The following is a 19,097-nucleotide window of genomic DNA, read 5'->3' as shown; positions in this document are numbered from 1 at the left end:
GAGGAATGAGGAGCTTGAACGAACAAATTCAAATTGGTTTGAAAAAGCTTATTGAAAAAGTAAGACATGATCAATCCCTAGATGGATCATGGAATTATCCGTTTGAAATCGGAATAAGCACAGACTGTTATATGATCATTTTATTAAGGGTTCTTGAAATTGATGATGAAAATTTGATAAGAGGATTGACAGAGCGGATTTTAAGCAGGCAAGAGGAGAATGGAGCGTGGAAGCTTTTTTATGATGAGCCTGAAGGCAATGTAACTGCAACATTAGAAGCCTATTACGCTCTTCTGTTTTCCGGGTATTACAATAAATTGGACCAACGGTTGAGACTTGCTAGGCAATTTATCATTGCTAAAGGGGGAATAAAGAAATCACATATGTTCACGAAAGTGATGTTAGCGATTACTGGTTCTTACAAATGGCCGCTGTTTTTTCCGATGCCGATTGAAATGATTTTGCTCCCGCTTTCTTCCCCAATTAATTTTTACAGTTTTTCTGAGTTTGGTCGGGCGAATTTAGCGCCAATGATGATTCTTGCCGATAAAAAATTCAGTATAAAAACTGAAAAAACACCTGATATCACAGATTTATTAGTTCGGCATGATAGTGATGACAATGATGACGACCTATTTGAAGGGTATGATACTGAACAATGGCGTTCATTATCTTTCGTCATAAATCAAGGGCTTAAAAACCTAGTAGGCTTACCTAACGATATTCATCAACTGGCAATCGAGCAGACGAAACAATATATGCTTACTCGCATTGAACCTGACGGTACATTTTTCAATTATTTTAGTGCCACCTTCTTAATGACCTTCGCATTGTTATCACTAGGATATTCAAAATCTGACCCCATCATCATCAAGGCTGTAGAAGGTTTAAAGTCTATGAAATGCGAAATAAATGGGCAGCCTCATATGCAATATACGACTGCAAATGTATGGAACACCGCTTTACTAAGCTATGCCTTACAAGAAGCAGGTGTGTCACCGTCCGATGTGATAGTGGAAAAAGCAAACCATTATCTATTATGTCGACAGCATTACAAGTATGGCGATTGGATTGTCCACAATCCTTATGTCTTTCCAGGTGGCTGGGGCTTTGCCGACATGAATACGATTCATCCTGATGTTGACGATACAACCGCTTCATTAAGGGCGATTGCTAGGAGTGTGCATAGTGACTGGAACGTCCGGCAAGCATGGGAGCGCGGAATACTTTGGGTATTATCGATGCAAAATACAAATGGCGGCTGGCCGGCCTTTGAAAAAAATACGAATAGTAAGCTACTGCAATTTTTTCCGATTGAAAAAGGGAAATACCTTCTTGCCGACCCACCTGCCGCTGATTTAACTGGAAGAACATTGGAATTCCTCGGGTCATTCACAAATCTTTCTAAAAACCACCCATCCGTAAAAGCTGGGGTGGAGAGGCTATACAAAAGCCAGAAGAAAAATGGCTCTTGGTATGGGCGCTGGGGGATTTGCTATATTTATGGGACATGGGGAGCAATCACGGGCTTACGAGCAGTTGGAGTTTTGCCAAGTCAACCAGCTATCAAAAAAGCTGTCAACTGGTTAAAGGAAATTCAAAATAAAGATGGCGGCTGGGGTGAATCTTGCAAAAGTGACTCAGAGAATACGTATACTCCATTAGAAAGCAGCACATTGACACATACAGCATGGGCAGTTGATGCTTTAATTGCGGCAAATGACAGTGAGAAGCCGACAAAAGCCATTCATGACGGAATTAAATTTTTATTAAAAAATTTAGATAAAGAAGATTGGACAACAGCATATCCAAAAGGCCAAGGAATGGCAGACAATTTTTATATTCATTATCATAGCTACCGCTATATTTTCCCAATGTTAGCGTTGGCTCATTATCAGAAAAAATATTAGAAAAGGGGTTAAAAATACAAACATGAAAAGAATCATAATAATTATTGCTATTTGGATTTTAAGCATTCAACCTTTTTTATTTGTTTCGGCAGAATCTACTGAAGAATTGAAAGCAGCATTTCTAAAAAATAATGATCTTTGGATTAAAGTTGACAATAAGGAAATAAGAATTACAAATGGCGAATTTATAAGATTCCCCAAATGGTCTTTTGATGGTAATTGGATTGCCTATATTAGGGGAAGCAAAGCAGATGAAGGTCCATTATATCAAGGAGACCTTTGCTTATATCATTTAAAATCGCAAAGACATTTTAAAGTTTTTTCAAATGTTAATACGAATTTTCAGTGGTCACCTAATCAAAATAAGCTTGGTTTTCAGTCCGATCAAGCTTTAAAGCTTATAAATGTTAGTTCAATAAATAAGCCTCAACAGATAGCCTCTGGAATTATAAACTTTTCATGGTTACCTGATGGAATAGGCTTTTTAACATCTTCTAAAGCAGGTGAAGGTGTTTTTTCAGACATTTTATTAACTAAAATAGCACTTAACAATAATAATCAGTATCAGCCCGAGCATTTTTACACAATAAAAGTTGGAGAGAATGAATACTTTTATGGAACGAGCCAGTTTAAATGGTCGTTTGATCATAATTGGATTGCTTTTCAATTAATTCCGACAGCATCATTTTCTGCCGATAGCAATACAATTGCTGTTCTTTCTAGTGATGGGCGTCGTTTTCATAAAATTGATGAGATGTTAAGTTATGAAGAATGGTTTCAGTGGGCACCAAGTCATAATTTCCTAGCGTATATTGAAGGAAGCAACCGAGTTTCGACAATAAATAAGAAATTGAAAATCAAGAAAATGCCGGATAGTTCAGGGAATATTTACACACCAAAAGGATTTGTTGATAGGGATTTGACATGGGTCACTAATAATGAAATTCTCGTATCACGATCAGCTGAAAGCGACTTGGTAGATGTTTCCGAGAGGCCGTTGCCAAGCATCTACCATATTAATCTCGAAACTAAGGAGCAAAGTAAAATTACATCGCCATCTGCGGGTGAAGGAGATTTCCAGCCAATTAGTATTAATAATGGAAAAAGTCTAGTATGGATAAGAACGAATAGAGAACAAGCAAGTGTTTTGATTGCGGATTTGAATAATCTGAAACAAAAAAGTTGGATTGAGAAAATTGATGTAGGACCATGGTATTACGAATATTGGAATTGGGATGGGGTTTTCAGTTTATATCAATCTTAATGAGAAATAGAGTGTTTGAATAACAATTAAAAGAACGAACACAATCAAACGATATTATTTTTATCAAATATGTAGGATAAAGCCCAAAAACCGTTCGTAATATAGAATTATATAATTCAAAAATCAGTAACGAAATCGAGTGTTGGAGGTAGTTGTAGTAATTAAGTAAGCATTTACTTGGTATAGCGTAAGAAAATGCGGATTTACAACGTTAAGATTTTTCCCTTGATATAACCTGACGCTACTCGAAGATTAAATCAATATCCTAATGATAAATTATATAGCTTTGCTGATGTAACCGATGAAGATAAAAAGAATTTTGAAGAGTTGCGTAAAATACTCCGCGAAGCAGGTTTAGGGATAAATAGTACTGTAAGTAGAAATATGGATTACTTTATGAAACAGGTAGAAGAATTAGAAGAAAAAATCAATTCTCCATTAAACTACAGATAAAACACTTAGTGATTGTTAAAAGTATTCATAAATAGTAAAATAGTAATCATTTAGGATTTGAGGGAGTGGTAAATATGAGAAAGGTTTATTTAACAGCTATTTTTATTTTAAGCCTATCAATAATTTTAATAGGATGTAGCAAAGAAAAAGAGGATACAAAAGATAATTTTGGGTTTGAGAAGACCCAAAAAATCGAAATGTATTCAGTCGAAAATCCAGAATCGGCTTTAAGTATCATCGATAATAAAGACGATATAAATGACTTTGTTAATAGACTTAAGACTCACAAATGGAGTGTTGAGGATATTCCTTCTAATGCAACGGAAAGCAATTTTTATAAAATGTATCAACAAGATACTATCAAATTAGGTGAGAATAATATAAATGAAAAGGAACTCAAACAAATAGCTACAATCATTACTTATAAAGACAGTCCTTATATTAAATTTCAGACTAAGAACCTAGATTTTAGTTTTAAAGTTCCAAAAGATGTAACAGAATACCTTTCAGGTAATGAGAAATAATGATTTTTTCTTACTAAGGCTTAATTAGTTATTATTAATTCATTAAATAAGTATATAGTTTGTGAATATTTTCACTTAAATAAAACGGGTGCTATTAAGCAGAAATAGCTCTATTGATTATTTAGGTAAAGAGACAGGATTGTGGAAGAAGATGTGATTAAGTTGGACTGTTGGAAAACAATTAACTATTCGCTATTTAGTAAAGATTTGAATAAAATATAGGTAAATTATGGGAAGTGTTGACAAATGTTTAATGATTTAAAATCAGATTGTAAAAATTGCTTCGGATTATGTTGTGTAGCGTTACCTTATGGAAAATCAGCAGATTTTCCTTTTAACAAAGACAGTGGAAAACCTTGCCGAAATCTATGTTCAAATAACTTGTGTGCAATACACGACCAATTGAGGGAGAAAGGCTTTCGTGGTTGTGTTTCTTATGAGTGTTTCGGTGCCGGTCAGCATGTTTCACAGTCTATTTATATTGGAGATATTCATACTAAAATTCCAACTTATTTAGAGAAGCCAATCCATTGGGGAAACAAAAACATTTTTTAACTTATTCCACGAAAGGGGGTGCTTTACTCAACAACTGTGATCGTCAAAATGGCTTGAATTTGAAGCTTAGTTTGAATGGGTGTTTCTGTAATATTTTCATATAAAACGATATAAAAATAGGTCAACCAGAAATATTTTCTTATCTGGTTAACCTTATAATACGAAGATGACAGTCTAGTTGAACATTTAAAATAAAGATCTTTTATTTTTTTCTAATCGATGAGATAGAAACCTTAATTGTCGCCTTCTTTTGGGTCATTAGGAAGATAAATAAGTTCTTGATAAAATGCAGCACGGCTGTTCGTAATATAAGGAACAAGCCATAAAAATCCTATTCCAAGTGTAAGAATGCACAAAAATCCCCAGCCGATAAAACTTAAATATAAAAGGAATAGCTTCCACTTCAAGCCATTCATTCGCTTTCTACTTTCGGTTATTAATTCTAATGGACCATAATCAGGATTATCTTTCATTAAATAGAATGTTTGTGAATAGGCTAATACCTTAATGATACCGGGAATAATTAATAATAGACTCCATAAAGAAGTAAAAATCGAAATTAGAATTGAAAGACCAATCAGCCTCAATGAAAGTTCTCCTTTTGCATATACAGTAAATGTACGTCCAATACTGGGATTTTCATTACGATATAGTTCTAAATAAAACCAATAGATTGCAATACTAAAAGGAATAATTAAAAGAGACATAACTAAATTTACAAAATTCGCTATAGGTTCATCTTCTGCCCAAGTTTCAAATCCCACACTTAATAGAGTCACTACAATTGTTGGTAATATAGCGGTTACTATAAAAGTAATGAAAGTTAATAAAATGGCACTTCCCCAATTTCCCTTAAGGGATGATCGAGCAAGCTTCTTAATTTCAGATACACGCATGTGTTTCCCCCTTTTTTTCATGAATAATTCCATTATATATTAAAAAAACGGAAAATATGTAACAATTTGTTAAATTATAGTGAAAATAAAATTATCTTGATAAACACACTAAAGAAAAGGCATTTCCGATTGAGAAATTTGCTACAATAAAAGATATGATACTTTTTTAAAAAAGGAGTTGTAAAAAAACGGAAAAGATTTTCTTAGGAATTTTCCTTGTATTTTTTCTAATAAGTACTTCTTTACCTACTTATGCCGCAAATATTCAAATCAAGGTTGATGGTGTTGTTATTAGATCTGATGTAGACCCCGAAATCAGGAATAATCATACAATGGTGCCTTTGCGTGTTATCAGTGAAAATCTTGGAGCCAAAGTCAATTGGTCGGATTCCGAAATTACTCTCACTAAAAAAGATATGCAGATTATTTTAAAACTTAATAACAATAAAACAATGAAAAACGGTAAAACAGTGCTGATTGATGTAAAACCATATATCAAAAATAATCGCATATTCGTTCCACTTCGTTTTCTTGCAGAAACATTTGGCTGTGATGTAAATTACACAAATTCCACGGTAACTGTTGATACCGAGCCATTGGTCATAGATGGCGTAAAGGTAAAGGCTCTACAACAAGAATATCACATGACTATGGGTGGTGTAGTACAGCAAATTAAGGGGAATGCATATAACAAAGACATTTATAATATTTTCATAGAAAACAAAGGTAGCGAAGTAGAAGCCCCAGAAAATTATTCGTGGCAGTATACTATGGATACACTTGGATCTTATTATAAAGTTGGGCAATATGATTTTCTGGATTTTGAAGGGAATAGCATAAAACGCTTTGAAATTTATACTTTAAATAAAACTTTTCCGGAAGAACTCTTGAAAAGATACCCGGAGGTTTTACTTTATGACGCTACTGAAAACCAATGGTATTTATTTAGTGATACCGCAAGCCAATCTATTAATCAGATAGTCGATAGCGCCGATCAGAACGGTTTCCTAAAAATAATTAGTAATACCGTTGCATAGAGTAGTTTTTTTGAAGGTGATTAATTTGAAAAAATCTAAAATAGCCTTGGCCAATGAGGCGAATGGTTTTCAGAATATTCATTAGTGGTTCTAATTGAAGATAAAAAATATCGAGTTTGGACTAATGGGGATGGAGAAATAACAGATAAAATGCGGATAGAATAATTTAGTGTTAACGGGGACTTTAATGGCAATAGCAGTCCTATCATTAGAAAGGGGATGTAAAATGAGAATTTTTGATGCACATTTTCATATTATTGATTTTGATTTTCCGATTTTCGAAAACCAAGGTTATACACCACCGAGCTACGTTGTAACAGATTATCAAAATGAAACTGCTGATTTGAATGTAGAAGGTGGAGCGATTGTATCTGGGTCTTTTCAAGGATTTGACCAAGAATACTTATTGAAGGCACTTAAACAAATGGGTCCGGCATTTTGTGGCGTTACGCAATTGCCATTCACTGTGACGGATGATGAAATTGTAAGCTTACATAATAATGGGGTAAGGGCATTGCGATTTAATGTCAAACGAGGCGGTTCAGAAGATTTATCTAAGCTCGATTACTTTGCAAGAAGAGTTTATGATTTGGTTGGGTGGCATAGTGAACTTTATATTGATGCAAAAGAATTACCTGAAATTGCATCGACAATTGAAAAATTGCCTGCTATTTCAATTGACCATTTAGGTTTGTCAGAAGAAGGGTTACCACATTTGTTAAAATTAGTTGATAAAGGTATACATGTAAAAGCAACTGGTTTTGGGCGTGTGGAACTAAATGTTGAAAATGCTTTAAAATCCATATATGAAACAAACCCCGATGCACTTATGTTTGGTACAGATTTACCCTCAACAAGAGCGAAAAGACCGTTTGAATATGCAGACATTGAATTGATTCAGCGTTTATTTGATGAAAAAGCTACTGATAAAATCTTGTATGCAAATGCTTTAAAATGGTATTTCAAATGAGTCAGTTCCCATTGGATTTAGAATGTAAATACACTTAAACAAACTGGAGGGGATATGGTGGACTATCAATTACATCCGCTTGGAGACCGGGCAGTCATGATTGAATTGGGGTCAAGTATTTCGGCGGACATTTTACGAAAGCTGCAAGTTTTCACTACATATCTAGAAGAACATCCTCCAGAATGGTTGATTGAATATATTCCTGCTTTTACAACGTTAGCCATTTTTTATGAGCCTATGATAATTTCAAAGCAGTGTAACTTTTGCAGGCTCCCCTATGATGTTGTATGCGAATTTATAAAAGATATATTTTTAAAATTGGCAGTACATAATGTAGTTCATTCCCGAGTTATTGAAATCCCCGTTTGTTATGGTGGAGAATTGGGCCCGGATTTGGAAACGGTCGCTAACATAAATGGGCTTACTGTAGATGAGGTCATCCAAATTCACTCTACAGGGGATTATATCGTTTATATGATTGGCTTTGCCCCTGGTTTCCCTTATATTGGCGGCATGTCAGAAAAAATTGCGGCCCCTAGACTAGAAACGCCACGTCTTAAAATTCCAGAACGATCCGTTGGAATAGCAGGCATGCAAACAGGAATTTATCCAATCGCAACACCAGGCGGTTGGCAACTGATTGGGCGCACACCGCTTAGGCTATTTAATCCTGAAAATGAACAGCCAAGTCTTTTGCAGGCCGGTGATAAAATTCGCTTTAGGCCAATTAGCCGTGCAGAATATTTAGAATTGGAGCAAGAGGGATGATTACAATCAAAAAGGGCGGTCTTTTAACAACTGTTCAAGATTTAGGAAGGTATGGATATCAAAAATATGGAGTAGTTACAAGCGGCGCTATGGACCAACTTGCACACCGCATTGCTAATTTACTAGTTGGAAATGAAGAATATTTGCCAACTTTGGAAATCACATTGATTGGGCCAACGATTCTTTTTCATGAAGATACATTAATTGCAATTTGTGGTGCTAATCTTTCCCCAACCATCAATGACAAGGCGGTCCGACTATGGCGAACAGTTCTCATAAAAAAGGGCAGTGAATTGAAGTTTGTTAAGTGTAAGAAAGGATGCAGGGCGTATCTTGCCGTGGCAGGTGGATTTTCGATTCCTACGGTTTTGAAAAGTAAGTCAACGTATCTTCGAGCTGGGTTTGGGGGATTTAAAGGAAGTACATTAAATATGGGTGATCACTTATTTTTTGAGAAGCCTAGTAAGCTATCAACGGATATGATGGCCAAGTTACTCGAAAGAAATTCTAATGAATTTGTTGAAGAAAAATGGTCAGTTTCTTCTCAATTTATTTCGATTTATAATGAGTATATTCCAATACGTGTTATAAAAGGACGACAATATCATCTTTTCACAAAAGAGAGTCAACAGCAGTTTTTTAAGGAAAAGTTCGAAGTAACGCCTCAATCTGACCGAATGGGATATCGATTAAGGGGGCCATCTCTCACATTGAAAAACAGAGAGGAAATGATTTCTGAAGCAGTTGGCCTTGGAACAATTCAAGTTCCCGCTGATGGCAATCCGATTATCCTTTTAGCTGACCGACAAACGATCGGGGGCTATCCAAAGATTGCCGATGTAGTAACGGTTGACATTCCTTTATTGGCGCAAGCGAAGCCCAAGGATTTTATTCAATTTATAGAAATTTCACATGAAGAAGCCCAGTTGCTTTATATAGAAAGAGAACGACTACTTTTACAGATAAAACATGGGATTAAACACAAATATGAATAGGAATAAAGGGGATACATATGTATGCAATCGATTTAAATTGTGATATGGGAGAAAGCTTTGGCGCCTATAAGATGGGGAATGACGAAAAAATTTTAGATTTTATAACAAGCGCTAATATTGCTTGCGGATTTCATGCAGGCGACCCTTCGACAATGCGGAAAACGGTCCAAATGGCGTTAGAGAGAAACGTAGGAATTGGCGCGCACCCAGGTTTTCAAGATTTAGTTGGGTTTGGTAGAAGAGAAATGAAGATTTTACCAGGGGAAATCTATGACATCATTCTGTATCAGATTGGCGCATTATCGGCTTTTGTAAAAGCTGAAGGGGGAAGGATCCAACACGTTAAGCCACACGGTGCTCTTTATAATATGGCTGCAAAAAGTGCTGAACTGTCTGAGATGATTGCAGAGGCAATTTACAAGGTTGACCCAGAAATCATCCTATTTGGATTAGCAGGATCAGAGTTGGTAAAAGCTGGTCACAAAATCGGCCTCCGCACTGCAAGTGAAGTTTTTGCAGACCGTACATATCAAAAAGATGGTTCATTAACCTCAAGGCTGGAAGAAAATGCGCTTATTAAAGAACATGAAATCGCAGTACAACAAGTGATTCAGATGGTAAAAGAAGGGAAAGTTCGTTCTCTTCAAGGAGTCGATGTTCCTATTCGGGCTAATACGATTTGTATTCACGGTGATGGGGAACATGCGCTGAAATTTGCTAAATTTATTACAACAGCACTAACAGATGCTGGAATTACTGTTGCAAAAATTAGTAATAGTTATTAAAAATTTAGAGCAATTTCTAGTGTTTTATAATATTGAAATAGGTAACTTTATTGACAGAACTTCAATAATATGTTATTTAAAATATGAGTTAGCACTCTGATATATAGAGTGCTAAAAGTTTGTGTGTTCAAATCTAAGGTTTAGGAATTGTAGTTGTTTAGTAATGAAAGGAGAAGTTAAAATGACAAAAAAAGAGTTTAAAGCGGAATCTAAACGCCTGCTAGAAATGATGATTAATTCGATCTACACTCACCGTGAGGTATTTTTAAGAGAATTAATTTCAAATGCCAGTGATGCAATTGATAAAATCTACTATAAGGCGTTGACAGATGAAGAATTAACGTTTAACAAAGACGACTATTACATAAAAGTCATTCCAAATAAGGAAAACAGAACATTAACAATGATTGATACTGGCATTGGGATGACGAAAGAGGAACTTGAGAACAATCTTGGCACTATCGCCAAGAGCGGTTCTTTAGCTTTCAAAAATGAGAATGAAATAAAGGATGGCTTTGATATTATTGGTCAGTTTGGTGTCGGCTTTTATTCAGCCTTCATGGTAGCTGATGTCGTTACTGTCATTAGCAAAGCTTTAGACGGTGAAGAGGCCTATATGTGGAAATCTGAAGGTGCGGATGGCTATACGATTGAACAGGCTACTAAAGATTCTATTGGCACTGAGATTATTTTAAAAATAAAAGAAAATACAGAAGATGACAACTATGATGAGTTCTTAGAAGAATATCGATTAAGATCAATCATCAAAAAATATTCAGATTTTATCCGCTATCCAATCAAAATGGATAGTACGGGAAGCAGACCTAAAGAAGGTAGCGAAAATGAATTCGAGGACTATATTGAAGAACAAGTCATCAATAGCATGGTGCCGATTTGGAGAAAGAACAAAAATGAATTGAAGCCTGAAGATTACGAGAATTTTTATGCTGAAAAGCATTACGGGTTCGATAAGCCTATCAAACACATTCATATTAGCGTTGACGGTGCTGTTAGATATAATGCAATATTATTTATTCCGGAAAAAATTCCGTTTGACTATTATTCAAAGGAATTCGAAAAGGGACTTGAGTTATATTCAAATGGCGTCTTAATTATGGAAAAATGTGCGGATCTTTTACCTGACTATTTTAGCTTTGTCAAAGGGTTGGTAGACTCAGAAGATTTGTCGCTTAATATTTCAAGGGAAATGCTGCAGCATGACCGTCAATTAAAGCTGATTGCGAAAAATATTAATAACAAGATTAAGAGCGAACTTCAAAGCTTATTAAAGAAAGACAGAGAAAACTATGAAAAATTCTTTGAGTCTTTTGGCAGACAGTTAAAATATGGTGTTTATAGCGATTTCGGAGCAAATAAAGAGATATTGCAAGATTTACTGATGTTCTATTCATCTAAAGAGAAAAAGCTTGTCACATTAGATGAATATGTAACAAGAATGCCAGAGGATCAAAAATATATTTATTTTGCTTCTGGAGAATCAATTGATAGAGTAGACAAGCTACCGCAAACAGAACTAGTAGCCGATAAAGGTTATGAAATTTTATATTTCACCGATGAAATCGATGAATTTGCGATTAAAATGCTCATGACATATAAAGAAAAAGAATTTAAATCTGTTTCAAGCGGGGATTTAGGTATTGAGCCAGAAGATAACAAAGAGGATGCAACCTCAGAAGCAACTGAAAACAAAGAGCTGTTTGACTATATGAAGGGAATATTAGCTGGCAAGGTGAAGGATGTCCGCATCTCTAAGCGTTTAAAATCTCATCCAGTTTGCTTATCAACCGATGGAGAAGTTACGATTGAAATGGAAAAAATCTTAAGCATGATGCCTGACAATCAAAATGTGAAGGCAGACAAAGTGTTGGAAATTAATGTTCACCACGATGTTTTCACAGCATTAAAGGATGCATTTGCAAATGATAAAGACAAGGTAAGCTTATATACAAATCTATTGTATAATCAAGCCCTTCTTATTGAAGGTTTGCCAATCAATGACCCGGTCGATTTTACAAATGATATTTGTAAAATTATGGTTTAGGCTTTTGTTTTTATCGTATTAAGATATAAGGCTAGGTCCTACTAAGGGCCTGGCTTTTTTAATGTCTAAAATATGTAGGCTGTAAAAAAAGGAAATAAGTGCTTCATAACAAAATATATATATAAACTATAATCTATTAAAAGTAAACAAAGGGGGATTTTTCCATGACAAAAATATTTCAACCACAGGATTTAGTGGAGGTGGTCACAAAAGGCAATGTGCCACCTAATTGCGATGTCACGTTACAATTGCAGCCAACTTTTGCAGAAGACGGTGTCGCTCGTGGCGTTTGGCAAGTAGATGAAAAATTTATTAATGGCAACGGGGTGGTAATGGGTGGGTATCTTTCTGCTGCCGCTGATACAATGATGGCTTATGCAATTGCCTCAAAATTAAGCAATAATCAAACGTTCTCATCCATTGACCTACATACAACTTTTCATAGACCAGCCATGATTGGCGAAATCAAAGTCGAAGCAAGAGTAGAAAGATTGGGGAGAAAGGTTGCTTATGTTGTCGCAGATATTATTCAAAATGAAAAGAAAGTAGTAAGTGCTGTATCATCAATCATGATTATGGAAAAATAGACGTAGTTTGATATTGAAATTCTTTATTTACTCTAACTTGAAATATATAGTGATTTCAATCACAAACAGATACTTTTATAAATGTTACATTACTATTATGAGAAATGTTCTCACTGTAAAAATAGGCGAAACTATAAAGGAGAGACATCTGCATGAGTGAAATCATCAATAACCGTGAGCAGCAAACAACTGACCATAATAGTGAACGTTTAGAAAAATTAAAGCAAATATTTAAAGATCTTCAAAGTGGTAAAAATATTGATGAAGTAAAAGCATATTTTGATAAAGAAATCAGCAAGGTTTCCATTGATGAAATGTCAAAACTGCAACATGATTTTAATGAAAACGGAGAAATGACATTAGATGAAGTGAAGCGCACTTACTCCTTGCACACCGAAATTTTAAAAGGGGCTGTTGAAGAAATCGAACTTCCACAAAACCCTGAAGATGAGCCAGGACATCCTGTTCATACTTTTAAATTAGAAAACAGAGAGATTGCGAAGCTATTAGAAACGAAGCTGCAAATCCATCTTGTCGAATTTGCTAAAGAGGATTCATCTGAAAATGTCTATAGGCTCCTGGAAGATTGCAACCTATTACTTGATATTGATAAGCATTATAGCCGCAAAGAAAATCTTATTTTCCCATATTTAGAGAGGTACGGAATTTATGGTCCTAGCACAAATATGTGGAGAATTGATGACTTTATTCGTGATGCCATTAAAGATGCAAGACAAAAATTAATGAACTACAATGGCGACAAACAGGCTGTCATTGACGTTGTAAATTATTGTATAAAAGAAGTTAGCGATATGATTTACAGGGAAGAAAATATTCTGTTCCCAATGGCATTGATGAATTTTACAGAAGATGAATGGGTAAAAATCGCTCATGAAAGCGATGAAGTCGGATTTTGCTTAACAGAGCCTGCTGCTGAATGGAAGCCGGAAAGAAAAGGAATTGGCGAAAAAGCAATCTCCGAAGGATTTATTAAAATGGAAACAGGAATGTTGTCATTAAAACAGTTGGAGCTACTTTTAAACCACTTGCCTGTTGACATTACGTTCATTGACCAGGATGATGTTGTTCGCTACTTCTCTCAAGGGAAAGAAAGAATTTTTGTCCGCACAAAAGCGGTTATTGGCCGTACCGTTCAAAACTGCCATCCACCAAGAAGTATGCATGTTGTTGAAGAACTCTTAGCAGATTTTAAATCAGGCAAAAAAGATTCTGAAGATTTCTGGATTAAGTTCCGTGATAAATATGTGTATATTCGTTACTTCGCTGTTCGTGATGAAAACGGGGACTATGTTGGTACACTTGAATTCACACAAAATATTGATCCAATTCAAGCAATTGAAGGGGAAAAACGGATTCTACTTTAAGAAAACATGAATATAGCAGAAATTACAATGTGAAGCTGACTCTGGGGTCAGCTCTTTTTTATATTAGGGGGAAACCCCTATATTTATTGGAAGCGCTCCCATTTACAATTTAAGTAGCAAGTTCACAAATTTGTAACAAAGGGAGAGATCATATGTCTACAGGGAAAAAAGTATTAGTGGATGCAAGAGGTGCCTTTTGTCCGGGACCATTATTGGAGTTAATGAAGGCAGCAAAAGCAGCGGAAAGCGGAACAGTATTAGAATTATTAACAAATGAACAAGGCTCTCGCAAAGATGTTCCAGCATGGGCACAAAAAATGGGGCACGACTTTTTGGGCGAAGCACCTGGTGAAGGGAATGCCTACAAATTAATCATTAAATTAAAGTAAGCGCCTTCTAAACACAATAAAAACCGTAAATGGAGGGATTGTAGTGAAAAAGTTTTTGATTATCGGCGGCGGTACAGCTGGCACAATGCTTGGAAATAAGCTGGCTAAAGGGCTCGCAAATGAAATTGCCGAAAATGAAGTTAGCGTCACAATGATTAGCGAAAAAGATTACCACGTCTATCAACCTGGCTACTTATATATTCCTTTTCACCTCAAACAACCAGAAGATTTAATTCGTCCAATTGAGCAGGTTCTCGATTCAAAAATTGAATTAATCATCGACAAAGCGATTGAAATCAATACAGAAGCGAAATCGGTAACGTTAAAAAAAGGGGCAACGATAAGCTACGATTATTTAATTATTGCAACTGGCTCCCATCCACAAAGTGTTGAAGTCCCTGGCTTGGATGAAGCAGGGCATATCTTCTATGAAATGGACAGAGCTTTAAAGCTCCGGGAGGCGATGGATTGTTTTGAAGGTGGGAAAGTTGTCGTTGCTGTTGGTTTGCCACATAAATGTCCAGTTGCTCCGCTTGAGTTTACGATGATGTTTGAGGATTGGGCACGGCAAAAAGGAATTCGTGAGAAAACGGAGATTACGTATGCCTATCCTTTAGCAGGTCCCTATGGAACAGCCTCTGTTGCCGAGCTTGCTGTGAAGGAGTTTGGTGAGCGTGATATTGCAATTGAAACATTTTTTATGATTGACCATGTCAATCCAAAAACGAAGGAAATTGTCGGCATGGATGGCGCACGTTTGCCTTTTGACTTATTAGTTGTTATTCCACCGCACAAAGGAGCAGAGGTTGTTCAGGAAGCGGGGTTAGGTGATAGCGGCGGCTGGCTTCCAGTCGATCGCCATAAATTAAATCTTGAAAACAATGAAAATATATTTGTTGTTGGCGATGCTACCAATCTTCCAATTAGTAAAGCAGGATCTACGGCACACTTTGAATCTGAAGTACTAGCAGAAAATTTAATAGAAAAAGTAAAAGGTTTGCCTGGAAATCGCCGCTACAACGGTAAAGTATTCTGCTTTATTGAAACGGGCTTAAACAAGGCAACGTATATTACGTTTGATTATGACAACCCACCAAAGCCGGTTACGCCGTCCAAAATGGTGCATTATGCTAAAGCAGCTTACAATAGTGGGCATTGGGTCAATTTGAAAGGTATTATGTAAAAAAGTGAGGTGAGAAAGAATGGTGGAGGGAACAAAAACATACATGACCGAACGCATATCAGAAGATGTTCAAGATGAACTAATTGAAATGCTACCTGTTTTTTTAAGAACGATGAACCTTCTGAAAATGGTCGGCGATACAATGACAGAAGAATCAATTGTCGCTTTAACAGAAAAGGCGGAAAAATCCGCGGATTTATTAAACTTTCTTGGTGATGAGCGACTAACGACGGTGCTGGCAGCATTGATAGACAAATCTGACCAACTTGTTGAACTATTAAATGTCCTTGACCGAATCGTTGTCTTACAAAAAAATGGTGCACTTGATCGTCTGTTTGAACTTGCCGAAGTAGTTGGCGTATTTACCGATGCATTAACAGAGCCGACGATCCAACATATTGTCGATAGGTCTGTTCCATTACTTGAATTAGGAGAAAGAATCGCCTCATCTCCAATTATAAAAAACACGCCTGCAATTCTAGATGCAGTTGAAAAAACAACCGAAGAAATGAAAACAGCTAGTCCACCAACCCTTTCCGTCATGGGATTACTTAAAATAATGAAACAAAAAGAAATACAACATGCGGCGCATTTTGGAGTCGCATTCCTTAAAAACTTGGGTGCTGCCAAATAAGCTTTCTTGAAATGAAGGTGGATTGATAAATGTGGAATTTGAACTCGGTTTAATTGTTGTCCTCTTTTTAATTGGTTTTTTGGGCTCCGTTATTTCTGGAATGGTTGGAATTGGTGGCTCTATTATTAAATACCCGATGCTCCTTTACTTGCCGCCGCTTTTTGGATTCACAGCCTTTACAGCGCAAGAAGTATCAGCGATTAGCGCTGTACAAGTATTTTTTGCGACATTAGCCGCCATGTTCGTCTTTAAAAAAGGCGGCTACATCCATAAACAATTAGTGATTTATATGGGCGGGGCAATCATTATTGGCAGTTTTATCGGCGCCTACGGCTCCAAATTTATGGCGAATAACGCAATCAATCTTGTTTATGCCATCCTTGCCCTAACGGCTGCCATTATGATGCTTTTTCCGAAAAAAGGGGACGAAAGAGGAGAAACAGAAGAAGTTACCTTTAACAAAGCACTTGCTATTATATCATCTAGTGTCATCGGAATTGTTGCTGGAATCGTTGGTGCAGCAGGTGCCTTTATTACAGTTCCTGTCATGCTTGTGCTCTTAAAAATTCCAACGAGAGTTGCCATCGGTTCTTCTCTAGCGATTACGTTTTTTTCATCAATCGGATCGACCGTTGGCAAGCTCCTTGGGGGGCATATGCTTCTTATGCCTTCCGTTGTGATGGTCGTTGCCAGTCTAATAGCTGCTCCACTAGGGGCAACCTTTAGTAAAAAAATGAATACAAAAGCACTTCAAAGTATTTTACTAGTTTTAATCATCGGTACAGTTGTAAAAATTTGGACAGAAATACTTTTTTAAATAGTTGCATTTTAGGGTGGTGTTACGATATTGAATATGGTTCAACCGGTGAAAACGTTAAATTGTATAGATTATAAATGTCCACTGCCACAGGTTCAAGCGAAAGAGGCACTAGGGCAAATCGAAGATATGGAAATTATTGAAATTTTGACAACTGATGTGGATGCAGAGAAAGAATTAAAAAAGTGGACGAAGCAAACAGGTGATTTTTACCTATCCACAGAAAAAAAAGGCGATCATGTTGCCCATTTTATCCAAAAAGCACCGAGTCATCGAAGAAATGAAGAGAAAGGTTTTCCAAAAGTAATTTCAAATGATGAACTGGCACAACAGCTTTTACATGGGGAATCTTTCGTCCTTCTAGATGTAAGGGAGGAAATTGAATTTATAATTGGTCATATTTCTAGTGCTGTCAATATTCCACTCGGTGATGTCAAAGATCAAATTGACAATCTTGATAAAGAGCAAACGTACTATATGATTTGTCGCACAGGCAATCGCAGTGATTTTGCTTGTCAAATGTTAGCTGAAAAAGGATTTTCAAATGTTTATAATGTCCTGCCAGGAATGTCAGAGTGGGATGGAGAAATCGTAGATTAATTAAAAGAAAGGATGAAACGATGATGTCAGTTATGCCAATAACCGCAAAAGAAATTAATGATTATATTATGGAAAAGAAAGCTTTATTTATTCTTGATGTACGGAATGAGGACGATTTTCATGATTGGAAAATAGAAGGAAGCTCAATTACCCATTTGAATGTTCCTTATTATTTATTAATTGATGATGTCAGCAAGTATATACATGAGTTGCCAAAAGACGAAAAAGTTGCTGTTGTCTGTGCCCAGGAAGGTTCTGCAAAATATGTGGCGGAATTATTAGCTGAGAATGGTTTCAATGTCGCTTTTCTTGAAGGCGGGATGAAATCGTGGAGTGAATATATTTACCAAACTTCCGTATACGAAGATGAAAAGATGAGGATTTATCAATTCGTCCGCGTTGGAAAAGGCTGCTTGTCCTATATGGTTATTTCTGGCGAACAAGCAATTGTCATTGAGCCGCTTCGTTTTATTCAGATGTACATTGATTTAGCAGAAAAAGAAGCGGTTAAGATTACCCATATTTTTGATTCTCACCTTCATGCCGACCATATTTCTGGTGGACAAGAGCTTGCTGAAAAATGTAAGGCGAAATTTTATTTAATGAAGAGTGAGGGCGCCGTCTTTAATTTTGAACATCTAGAAAATTACGAAAAAATTGATGTGGAAAATGTAAGGATTGAAGTTTTAGCTGTAAAAACACCTGGTCATACGCCGGGAAGTGTTTCTTTCTTAGTAAATGATGCAATTTTATTCTCTGGTGACACCATTTTTGTAAATGGCCTAGGGCGGCCAGATCTCGGTGGGAAAGTAAGAGAATGGGCAAAGGATCTTTATAATACTGTTTACGAGAAGGTATCACAAATTGCTGATAACGTCATCGTATTACCGGCCCATTATGCTGACTTTTCTAGTGAAGTTAACGAGAAGGGCTATATTGGTAGCACACTTGGTAATATTCGTAAACAAAATGAAATTATGCAGGGCCAAACAGAGGAAACGTTTGTTGAACAAGTTGCAAAATCAGCAGCAACAACGACCCCACCTAATTTTGAAAATATTTTGGCGGTAAATAAAGGGATTAAAAAGGCAAGCGATGATGAGATGTCTGAGTTTGAAATCGGCCCTAATCGCTGTGCTGTTCACCATACTAGTTAATAGGCTTATTTAGTGGGATTGAATAGTCCCACTATTTTTTTGTGAAATAGTTGTTGGAAAATTCTAAATATACTGTAATTTTACATAGATTTAAACTATAATGGTAATAACTTGTATTCATAGGGT

At 36.1% G+C, this 19,097-nt stretch carries 18 protein-coding genes and 1 pseudogene; 18 read left to right on the top strand and 1 reads right to left on the bottom strand.

Translation table 11 applies throughout. The features are described 5' to 3' along the window. The first annotated feature begins 5 nt into the window (after positions 1–5). From GX497_14040 to GX497_14025, 4 genes and pseudogenes are all read left to right on the top strand, one after another. Entirely contained in the window at positions 6–1,910 is a 1,905-nt protein-coding gene (locus GX497_14040; GenBank protein ID HHY74315.1) for a squalene--hopene cyclase, read from the top strand. Positions 1,911–1,932: 22 nt separating this feature from the next. Then, positions 1,933–3,174 carry a translocation protein TolB gene (locus GX497_14035; protein HHY74314.1) on the top strand — a complete coding sequence of 414 codons (1,242 nt, stop codon included), beginning with the start codon at positions 1,933–1,935 and terminating at the stop codon, positions 3,172–3,174. Positions 3,175–3,701: 527 nt separating this feature from the next. Beyond that, a complete protein-coding gene (locus tag GX497_14030) occupies positions 3,702–4,151 on the top strand; it encodes a hypothetical protein (GenBank protein ID HHY74313.1) in 450 nt (149 codons plus the stop codon). Between the two features lie 246 nt (positions 4,152–4,397). Further along, positions 4,398–4,631: pseudogene (locus tag GX497_14025) on the top strand (pentapeptide repeat-containing protein). A 308-nt stretch (positions 4,632–4,939) separates the two neighbouring features. On the opposite strand, the gene GX497_14020 reads toward GX497_14025, so the two are convergent. Continuing rightward, on the bottom strand, positions 4,940–5,602 hold the full coding sequence (locus GX497_14020; protein ID HHY74312.1) for a DUF975 family protein: 663 nt from the start codon (positions 5,600–5,602) through the stop codon (positions 4,940–4,942). Between the two features lie 197 nt (positions 5,603–5,799). Here GX497_14020 and GX497_14015 point away from each other — a divergent pair, with 197 nt between their 5' ends. From GX497_14015 to GX497_13950, 14 genes are all read left to right on the top strand, one after another. Next, positions 5,800–6,639 carry a copper amine oxidase N-terminal domain-containing protein gene (locus GX497_14015; GenBank protein ID HHY74311.1) on the top strand — a complete coding sequence of 280 codons (840 nt, stop codon included), beginning with the start codon at positions 5,800–5,802 and terminating at the stop codon, positions 6,637–6,639. Between the two features lie 226 nt (positions 6,640–6,865). Continuing rightward, on the top strand, positions 6,866–7,609 hold the full coding sequence (locus GX497_14010) for an amidohydrolase family protein (GenBank protein ID HHY74310.1): 744 nt from the start codon (positions 6,866–6,868) through the stop codon (positions 7,607–7,609). 54 nt (positions 7,610–7,663) lie between these two features. Further along, entirely contained in the window at positions 7,664–8,377 is a 714-nt protein-coding gene (gene pxpB, locus GX497_14005) for a 5-oxoprolinase subunit PxpB (protein HHY74309.1), read from the top strand. After that, positions 8,374–9,372 (top strand): biotin-dependent carboxyltransferase family protein, encoded by a 999-nt coding sequence (locus GX497_14000; GenBank protein ID HHY74308.1) that lies wholly within the window; start codon positions 8,374–8,376, stop codon positions 9,370–9,372. The genes pxpB and GX497_14000 overlap by 4 nt, the downstream gene beginning before the upstream one ends. Positions 9,373–9,389: 17 nt before the next feature. Further along, entirely contained in the window at positions 9,390–10,157 is a 768-nt protein-coding gene (locus GX497_13995; GenBank protein ID HHY74307.1) for a LamB/YcsF family protein, read from the top strand. Positions 10,158–10,338: 181 nt separating this feature from the next. Further along, entirely contained in the window at positions 10,339–12,219 is a 1,881-nt protein-coding gene (gene htpG, locus GX497_13990; protein ID HHY74306.1) for a molecular chaperone HtpG, read from the top strand. A gap of 173 nt (positions 12,220–12,392) precedes the next feature. After that, entirely contained in the window at positions 12,393–12,806 is a 414-nt protein-coding gene (locus GX497_13985; protein ID HHY74305.1) for a PaaI family thioesterase, read from the top strand. A gap of 152 nt (positions 12,807–12,958) precedes the next feature. Further along, positions 12,959–14,191, top strand: coding sequence for a DUF438 domain-containing protein (locus GX497_13980; GenBank protein HHY74304.1), 1,233 nt, complete (start codon positions 12,959–12,961; stop codon positions 14,189–14,191). A 152-nt stretch (positions 14,192–14,343) separates the two neighbouring features. Then, positions 14,344–14,580, top strand: a complete 237-nt coding sequence (locus tag GX497_13975; protein ID HHY74303.1) for a sulfurtransferase TusA family protein — start codon at positions 14,344–14,346, stop codon at positions 14,578–14,580. A 43-nt stretch (positions 14,581–14,623) separates the two neighbouring features. Further along, on the top strand, positions 14,624–15,763 hold the full coding sequence (locus tag GX497_13970; GenBank protein ID HHY74302.1) for an NAD(P)/FAD-dependent oxidoreductase: 1,140 nt from the start codon (positions 14,624–14,626) through the stop codon (positions 15,761–15,763). A gap of 43 nt (positions 15,764–15,806) precedes the next feature. After that, on the top strand, positions 15,807–16,397 hold the full coding sequence (locus GX497_13965; GenBank protein ID HHY74301.1) for a DUF1641 domain-containing protein: 591 nt from the start codon (positions 15,807–15,809) through the stop codon (positions 16,395–16,397). 31 nt (positions 16,398–16,428) lie between these two features. Then, on the top strand, positions 16,429–17,214 hold the full coding sequence (locus tag GX497_13960; protein ID HHY74300.1) for a sulfite exporter TauE/SafE family protein: 786 nt from the start codon (positions 16,429–16,431) through the stop codon (positions 17,212–17,214). A gap of 30 nt (positions 17,215–17,244) precedes the next feature. Then, positions 17,245–17,814, top strand: a complete 570-nt coding sequence (locus GX497_13955) for a hypothetical protein (protein ID HHY74299.1) — start codon at positions 17,245–17,247, stop codon at positions 17,812–17,814. A 23-nt stretch (positions 17,815–17,837) separates the two neighbouring features. Next, positions 17,838–18,971 (top strand): MBL fold metallo-hydrolase, encoded by a 1,134-nt coding sequence (locus GX497_13950; GenBank protein HHY74298.1) that lies wholly within the window; start codon positions 17,838–17,840, stop codon positions 18,969–18,971. Positions 18,972–19,097: the final 126 nt, after the last annotated feature.

It is taken from the genome of Bacillus sp. (in: firmicutes) (genome assembly GCA_012842745.1).
Lineage (GTDB): Bacteria > Bacillota > Bacilli > Bacillales > Bacillaceae_J > Schinkia.
Note: the sequence above shows the minus strand (reverse complement) of the source record. Positions and strands in the feature narration are given on the sequence as shown.